Genomic DNA, 8,376 nt, shown 5'->3' on the forward strand with positions numbered 1-8,376 from the left:
ATTCAGATAGTGCTTCTGACTCAGATAGTGATTCGGACTCTGACAGCGATTCAGATTCAGGCAGTGCTTCCGACTCAGATAGTGACTCAGCGTCTGATAGCGATTCAGATTCAGACAGTGACTCAGGTTCTGGACATGATCATACATCTGATCAGGGTCACGATAACCCTTCTGGTGGGGGTAGTGATGATAATTCGCACCCGGGTGGAGGACACTCTGGCTCACATCATAATAATCCCGGTAGTTCAAATGGACACGGTTCAGGAGATAATCATCCTTCTGAAGGAAATGATAATAGTAGTTCAAGTGGTCATAATAATGGCAGTGGTGATGATAATTCAAATCAAAGTGGCGAACATCATCCATCTAATTCAAATAATAACGAGCAACCTTCAAGTAATCATACGGGAGGTAACTCATCAAATACAAATCATCATGCTAGCAATAGCAATAATTCTTCCACAATACATCCTGAGGATAGTAATGATGGATTGTTAAATCCTAATAAAGGTAATGAGGATAATGAAAATAGTAGCAATGGTGGTGCCCCATTAAAAAGAAACTCTAATGCCAAAGATGATTTAAATTACTCACAATCTAATCATCAAACGCCTAATTATGATAGAAATCAATTTATTTGGAATAGATCAGGATCAGTTATAAATCATAGAAGCAATTCTCAGAATTTTAATAAAGATGAGCAAAGTAAAGATTCTGAAGAAAATTCTTTATTAGATAGATTTAGAAGCTTAGCAAGTGGTGCATACAAATATAATCCATTTTTAATTAATCAAGTTAGAAATTTAGATACTGAAAATGGAGAAATTACCGATAGTGACATCTATAGTTTATTTAAAAAGCAAAACTTTAGTGGAAATGAATATTTAAATTCTTTACAAAAAGGTTCAAACTATTTCAGATTTCAATATTTTAATCCACTAAATGCAAGTAAGTATTATGAAAACTTAGATGAACAAGTATTAGCTTTAATTACCGGTGAAATTGGTTCCATGCCTGATTTAAAGAAACCTAACGATAAAGACAAAGGGAGTCGTAGTGCTTTTAAAAATCATAGCGCAGATGAAATCACTACAAACGACAACGAGCAATCCGATGATTACAACAAAAACAAAAAATTAGATCGTGTGCTTATCACTTTAGGCAGTGCGATTGTAGCAATTTTTGCCGGTGTAGTAGGTATGTTTATTTATAATAGAAGAAAAAATCAACAGTAACAAAGAAAGCATCTAATCATGTACGTTTCGCAATATTTTACATGATTAGATGCTTTTTTAGTTTAATATGAAATGTAGAATAAAGTTGGCATGTTCTTGAGCTTTCTTTAAAGCTTCGCCACCAAAAACTTGCATTAAAACGACTGTACCATTTTGTAACATATGAATACCAATTGGAACAGCAATTCTTTTAGTAAAAACATAAGCAAGTGAAAAGATCATGCCCATACCAAAATACATAGGAATAAATTTCATATCATTGTGTGCAAGGGCAAATACAAGTGAACTTACTATAGAAGCAATCAGAAAGCTAACAACGCGATTGGCTTTAATTGCATTATATAATTCGCCAAAGAAAACCTTTCTGAAGACAAACTCTTCTAAAATAGGGCCAACGATAGAAATTAAAATAATAAAAATAGGCATTTTTTTAGCAATTGCCATTAAACGTTCAGTGTTTGGACTTGTTTGCTGACTACCCATGATTGTAAAGTATATCAAGCTTATAATAACTTGATATACCATAACAAGACAAAAACCTAATAGTGCCCAAGGAATGATGTATCTCTTAGGTTCCTTTCTACCAGCTTCAAGAGTAGTAGGATTTTTTACCTTTAAATTTATTAAAATTATGATAATAGCAGCTAATATAAAAAAAGAAACTTGCGTGAATATCATGAATTTAGCAGTTTCAATTTGAGACATATGACCAAGTAAATGACTTCTAAGTATAAAACCAGGTAACATTTGAGCCAAGCCATACGCGAGTACCGTTAGTAAGGACACCCAAAGTCTTCTCATAACTTACCTCCATCTATTTCTAAGTATAATTTATTTTATCGTAAATAATATAGATGTACAAAATTTATTCGCTAACCTTTTTGCTTGAATTATTGACCAAATTTGATTAATATAAAAATAGCTTAGCACTCTAATAATTAAAGTGCTAAATCACATGTGAATGAAGGAGGAACAATCATGCTTAAACCATTAGGAAATCGTGTGATTATTGAAAAGAAAGAGCAAGAACAAACAACTAAAAGCGGTATTGTATTAACAGATAGCGCTAAAGAAAAATCAAATGAAGGTGTAATCATCGCTGTAGGTCCAGGACGCCTACTAGACAATGGTTCACGAGTTGCTCCTGAAGTAAGTGAAGGTGACACTATTGTGTTCCAACAATATGCTGGAACAGAAGTTAAACGTGGTGACGATACTTACTTAATTTTAAATGAAGAAGATATCTTAGCAGTAATTCAATAATTATAAATTTATATTAGACAGATAAAACATCTATGTAAGAAATCTTAATAAATGGAGGTCATTTCGAGTATGGCAAAAGATTTAAAATTCTCAGAAGATGCACGTCAAGCAATGCTAAGAGGTGTAGATAAATTAGCAAATGCTGTTAAAGTAACAATTGGTCCTAAAGGTCGTAATGTTGTCTTAGATAAAGAATATACAACTCCATTAATCACAAATGATGGGGTTACGATTGCTAAAGAAATTGAGTTAGAAGATCCTTATGAAAATATGGGCGCGAAACTTGTTCAAGAAGTTGCAAATAAAACAAATGAGATTGCTGGTGATGGTACTACAACTGCAACAGTTTTAGCTCAATCAATGATTCAAGAAGGCCTTAAGAACGTAACAAGTGGCGCGAACCCAGTTGGTTTGAGACAAGGTATTGATAAAGCCGTTAAAGTAGCTGTAGAGGCATTACATGACATTTCTCAAAAAGTTGAAAACAAAAATGAAATTGCACAAGTAGGTGCTATTTCAGCTGCTGATGAGGAAATCGGTCAATACATTTCTGAGGCGATGGATAAAGTTGGCAACGACGGGGTTATTACTATTGAAGAATCAAATGGTTTCAACACTGAACTTGAAGTCGTTGAAGGTATGCAGTTCGATCGTGGTTATCAATCTCCATATATGGTAACTGATTCAGATAAAATGATTGCCGAACTTGAACGTCCATATATTCTTGTTACAGATAAAAAAATCTCTTCATTCCAAGATATTCTACCTTTATTAGAACAAGTCGTTCAATCTAGTCGACCAATTTTAATTGTGGCTGATGAAGTAGAAGGTGACGCTTTAACTAATATTGTTTTAAACCGTATGCGTGGTACATTTACTGCTGTTGCTGTTAAAGCTCCTGGTTTCGGTGATCGTCGTAAAGCAATGTTAGAAGACTTAGCTATCCTTACAGGTGCTCAAGTAATTACGGATGATTTAGGTCTAGAATTAAAAGATGCATCAATCGATATGCTAGGTACAGCTAATAAAGTAGAAGTCACTAAAGATAATACAACTATTGTAGATGGTGACGGTGATGAAAATAGTATCGACGCTCGTGTAAGTCAAATTAAAGCACAAATTGAAGAAACTGATTCTGATTTCGATAGAGAAAAATTACAAGAACGATTAGCTAAATTAGCTGGTGGTGTAGCAGTTATCAAAGTAGGTGCTGCAAGTGAAACTGAATTAAAAGAGCGTAAACTTCGAATCGAAGATGCTTTAAACTCAACACGTGCCGCAGTTGAAGAAGGTATTGTTGCTGGTGGTGGTACAGCCTTAGTTAATATCTATAAAAAGGTAAGCGAAATTGAAGCAGAAGGCGATGTTGAAACAGGAGTAAATATTGTTCTTAAAGCATTACAAGCTCCAGTACGTCAAATTGCTGAAAATGCAGGTTTAGAAGGTTCAATTATAGTTGAACGATTAAAAAATGCAGATGCTGGTGTAGGATTCAACGCAGCGACGAATGAATGGGTAAATATGCTTGAAGAAGGTATTGTAGATCCAACTAAAGTAACTCGTTCAGCACTTCAACACGCAGCAAGTGTAGCAGCAATGTTCTTAACAACTGAAGCAGTAGTAGCTACGATTCCTGAAAAAGAAAATAACGAACAACCAGGTATGGGCGGTATGCCAGGAATGATGTAATTAAATCATTATGGTTGTCATTATTACTCCTTTTAGAGATTATTTTCTCTGAAAGGAGTTTTTTTATCTATTATTTTTTGTAATTATTGTAATTAGAGTATTTTAGTTCGTAAAAATATATTATAATAAAATTAACGATAATGCGAAGGAGAATTAATGTATTTATGTAATGTTTTATAAGCTTTTATTATAAGTACTCATAATAAGTTAGATAAACGCTATCGTTTAAAAATTTTGGGAGGATATTACAACTATGAAAAACAACAAGCTTAGAGATTTAAAACAATTTCCATCTTTACCAAGTAAAAAATATTTTAGCTACGGCACAGCGAGTGCTTTAACTTTAGCTTTATATCTTTTTGCGGGCAATGGTTCCGCTCAAGCTGAAGAAATTAACAAGACTAATAGCACTACATCACCTAAAACTATTCAAACTGAAAGCAATAAAACTAATACAACAACTTCCAATAATGAGACTCATCATAAATCATCTAAAAATTTAAATGATTATATTGATGGAACTCCAAATGAAGATTCTGACGAAGATGAGGACAGTGGAACATATGAAGTTCCTATCTTATACGTTACTGTATGGTTGGATGATCAAGGTAATATCATTAAAGATGCAGTAGAAGATAATAAAACGCCTGCCTCTGAAAGAGTGCCGGTAAAAATTCCTGGGTACCAACATTTTAGAACATCAATTTCTGATGGTATAACTAAATTCATTTATAGAAAAGTAAATACATCTCAAACAGCAAACACAGCCACAAGTAGTTCAACAAAAAAGGATGACACTAAACCATCAGAAGTAAATTCTGAAAAACCAACGACTCAAAAAGATTCAGAACAACCAAAACAATCAGAACCTGTGAAACCAACGACACAGAAAGAGCCAGAGCAACCGACTCAATCAGAACCTGTGAAACCAACGACACAAAAAGAGCCAGAGAAACCAGCTACACAAAAAGAGCCAGAGCAACCGACACAACCAGAACCGGTAAAACCAACGACACAGGAAGAGCCAGAGAAACCAACTCAATCAGGACCGACAAAACCAACTACTCAGAAAGATCCAGTTATTCAAACTAAACAGCAGGAGAACAATCAAAATAATGTAAATGATAAACCTAAATTACACGTTACAGTATGGTTAGATGATCAAGGGAATATTATTAAAGATGCGGTAGAAGACGATAAAACACCTTTAAATCAAAGAGGTGTTATACAAATAGAAGGTTATAAATATATTAGAACAGAAACCGAAGATGGTATTACTAAATATATCTATAAAAAAGTTAAATTAAAACAACATAAGCAAACATTAGAAGTAATTAAACCTACTAAAAAAATATCAAAACGTAATGAAGATAAAGATGATAAAACATCTCATAATCATAAAACTTCTAAGAAAGAATTACCTGAAACAGGAGTTAAAGAACAAGAATTTAATCCAGCATTATTAATGTTACTAGCAGGTTTAGGATTAATTGGTATTTTTAGAAATAAAATCAAAGAATAGAATTATAGAGAGTGTGGAGCTAAACCCACACTCTTTTTTATGTACAAATAGTAAAATTCTCAAAATAAACAATTGCACAAAATATAGCTTGGTGGTATATTTTAAGGAACACAATGAAATATATTTTATCAATAATAAAATATAAGTTGAATATTGTTGGGTTAATTTAAATTCTTTATATTTGAGGAGAAAAAATGATGGAAAACAAAAGAATCAACAACTTAGATAAAAAAATCACACGTTTTTCTATTAGAAAATATCAAGGTTTTGGAGCAGCTAGTGTAGCAATAATAGGTTTTATCATGATGTCTAACATAAATTACGCAAAAGCTGACAGTATTGAACAAAATAATACCACCATCAATCAAAAAGTTAGTGATAGTACCAGTCATCAAATTAATATTGAAAATGGAAAATCTTTAAATGATAATCTAACTAATAATCAAGATATTGAAAATAAACTTTCAACTACTAAAACTAATACTCAACACGTTATTAATACTAGTCAACTTGAAAAAATTTTAAATCAATACAAATCTTTAGATTTAAGTAACAAGACAGAAGATTCGGTTGAATTATTTCGCGCTGATTTACAAGAAGCTGAATCTATTTTAAATAATCCTCAAAGCCAACAACAGGTTGATGATTATTATCATAAATTTTTAAATAGTGCAGGTAAATTACATAATAAAGAATCTTTACTTCCAAATCGTCAGTCAAACGGTGTTCAATCACAACATTTAACTAAGAATAATAACATTTCAAACTATTCGAATATTAGACATAAAAGAGATACATCATCATTTAGAAGTGCTCCTGAAAATAACGTATCTAATGATCCATTGAAAGCAAACGAAGTTAATCCAGAAATTCAAAATGGAAACTTTAGTCAGGTATCTGGTGGTATATTACCATCAAGGTCAAAGAGATTAACTGTAGTTACGAATGTAGATAATTGGCATAGTTACTCAACTGATCCTAATCCTGAGTATCCTATGTTTTATACACCAAGCGCAGTAGATTATTCAAGTTTTATGAGCAATAATGGTGCTCCATACGGGGTTGTACTTGCAAGAACGAATAACGGTCGTGATAGAAGTGTCAATGATGCTAAAGTAGCAGGTATTTATCAAGATATAGATGTGGTACCTGGTTCGGAATTAAACGTTAACTTTATATCTACAAGTCCAGTATTTTCAGATGGTGCATCAGGTGCTAAATTAAAAATTAGTAATATAGAGCAGGATCGCATCTTATTTGATAATCGTCTAAATGGTATGGGACCGTACCCTACCGGTAAATTATCTGCAATGGTTAACATACCAAGCGATATGAATAGAGTAAGAATTTCTTTTTTACCTATATCCAACACTGGTCGAATTAGTGTACAACGGTCTTCGAAAGAACATGGATTTGGTGATAATTCATCTTATTATCATGGGGGTTCAGTTAGTGATGTAAGAATAAATAGTGGATCCTATATCACTTCTAATGTGGCACAGGTAGAATATATAACTCAGCCTAATAGTCCTAATGATAATTTTGCACGTGCAACAGTTAATTTATCTGTTGAAAATAAAGGGCATAATCAATCAAGAGATACATATTATGAAGTTATATTACCAGCAAATTCAAAACTCATTTCTAGTAGTGGAGGAACCGGTAATTTAGATGTAAATACTAATAAATTAAGAATGTCAATTAGTAACTTAAATCCAGGAGAGAGGAAAGATCTCTCCTATACAGTAGAATTTAAAGCAACAATACCTAAAATAGTTAATTTAAATGGACATGTTAGTTATAGAACTAATGCAACATTTAGAGGAAGAGATACTCAAAGAACCGGAGATAATACTGTTAATTTACAAACTGTGACAATTCAAATGAATAAAACAGAATTACAAAGTAAAGTAAATGAAGTTGATAACTACTTACACGATTTAAATGAGGCTGATTTTACCGCAGATTCATGGCGTGCACTTCAAGACAAATTAACCGAAGCTAGAAATATTATCAATGAACAACAGAATAATGTTGCTATAGAAAATCAAGCATCCCAAGAAACTATCAATAATGTTACTAATACGTTAGATACATTGAAAAATAGTCTAAAATATAATGCACCATCCAAACCAATTATTGAAATAAATTACCTGATTCCAAATTTAACTATAACACCAGCTAATAAAGCAGATAAGTTAAATATTACATATCAAAATACTGCTAATGAGAGTACATCAATTATTGCTACTAAAACTAATGATAATTGGTCACTTAATAATAGTGTTCCTGGTATAAATATCGAACCACAATCCGGTTTAGTAACAATTAATTATCAAGCTGTTTATCCAGAAAGTTTAGTTGTAGCGAACGATATAATTCGAAACAGTGACACAAGTGAGGAAAGTAGAGAAAATATGCCACGTAAAGAGGCAACACCGGAAGCGCCTGGTATTGAAGCAAGTGAGGAGCATGTCAATGTCGAAGTAACACCTAAAGGTGAAGCGTCAAAAATAGAGATGATTTATATAAATCCCGAAGGAGAACCAGCTTCAATAAATGCTATAAAAAATGGAGAAACTTGGACATTAGATAAGCAAGTGTCACATATTAATATTGACGATCACACTGGTAAAGTAACGGTTGGTTATCAAGCAGTACAAGCAG

Annotated in this window: 6 protein-coding genes; 5 read left to right on the plus strand and 1 reads right to left on the minus strand. The window is 32.7% G+C overall.

Features of this window, described 5'->3' with window-relative positions; all coding sequences use genetic code 11:
* Positions 1-1,235: SdrH family protein (locus tag HMPREF3154_RS07080; protein ID WP_049385889.1), on the plus strand; the 1,235-nt coding region annotated here is incomplete at its 5' end.
* 57 nt (positions 1,236-1,292) lie between these two features.
* Here HMPREF3154_RS07080 and mroQ read toward each other — a convergent pair.
* A complete protein-coding gene (mroQ, locus tag HMPREF3154_RS07085; protein ID WP_070474535.1) occupies positions 1,293-2,036 on the minus strand; it encodes an intramembrane glutamic endopeptidase MroQ in 744 nt (247 codons plus the stop codon).
* A 177-nt stretch (positions 2,037-2,213) separates the two neighbouring features.
* Between mroQ and groES the strand changes: the two genes are divergently transcribed.
* From groES to HMPREF3154_RS07105, 4 genes are all read left to right on the plus strand, one after another.
* Complete coding sequence (gene groES, locus HMPREF3154_RS07090; protein ID WP_002435917.1) at positions 2,214-2,498, plus strand: co-chaperone GroES; 285 nt, start codon at positions 2,214-2,216, stop codon at positions 2,496-2,498.
* A 69-nt stretch (positions 2,499-2,567) separates the two neighbouring features.
* Positions 2,568-4,187: a chaperonin GroEL gene (gene groL, locus HMPREF3154_RS07095; protein WP_002435951.1), complete on the plus strand. Its 1,620-nt coding sequence runs from the start codon at positions 2,568-2,570 to the stop codon at positions 4,185-4,187.
* Positions 4,188-4,440: 253 nt separating this feature from the next.
* The gene (locus tag HMPREF3154_RS07100) at positions 4,441-5,709 is read left to right on the plus strand and encodes a cell wall anchor protein (protein ID WP_049314640.1); all 1,269 of its coding nucleotides are present in this window, start codon (positions 4,441-4,443) and stop codon (positions 5,707-5,709) included.
* A gap of 197 nt (positions 5,710-5,906) precedes the next feature.
* The coding region (locus HMPREF3154_RS07105; RefSeq protein ID WP_371089587.1) for a SasC/FmtB family protein at positions 5,907-8,376 on the plus strand (2,470 nt) is incomplete at its 3' end.

The sequence above is a fragment of the Staphylococcus sp. HMSC06C11 genome, assembly GCF_001808345.1.
GTDB lineage: Bacteria > Bacillota > Bacilli > Staphylococcales > Staphylococcaceae > Staphylococcus > Staphylococcus capitis.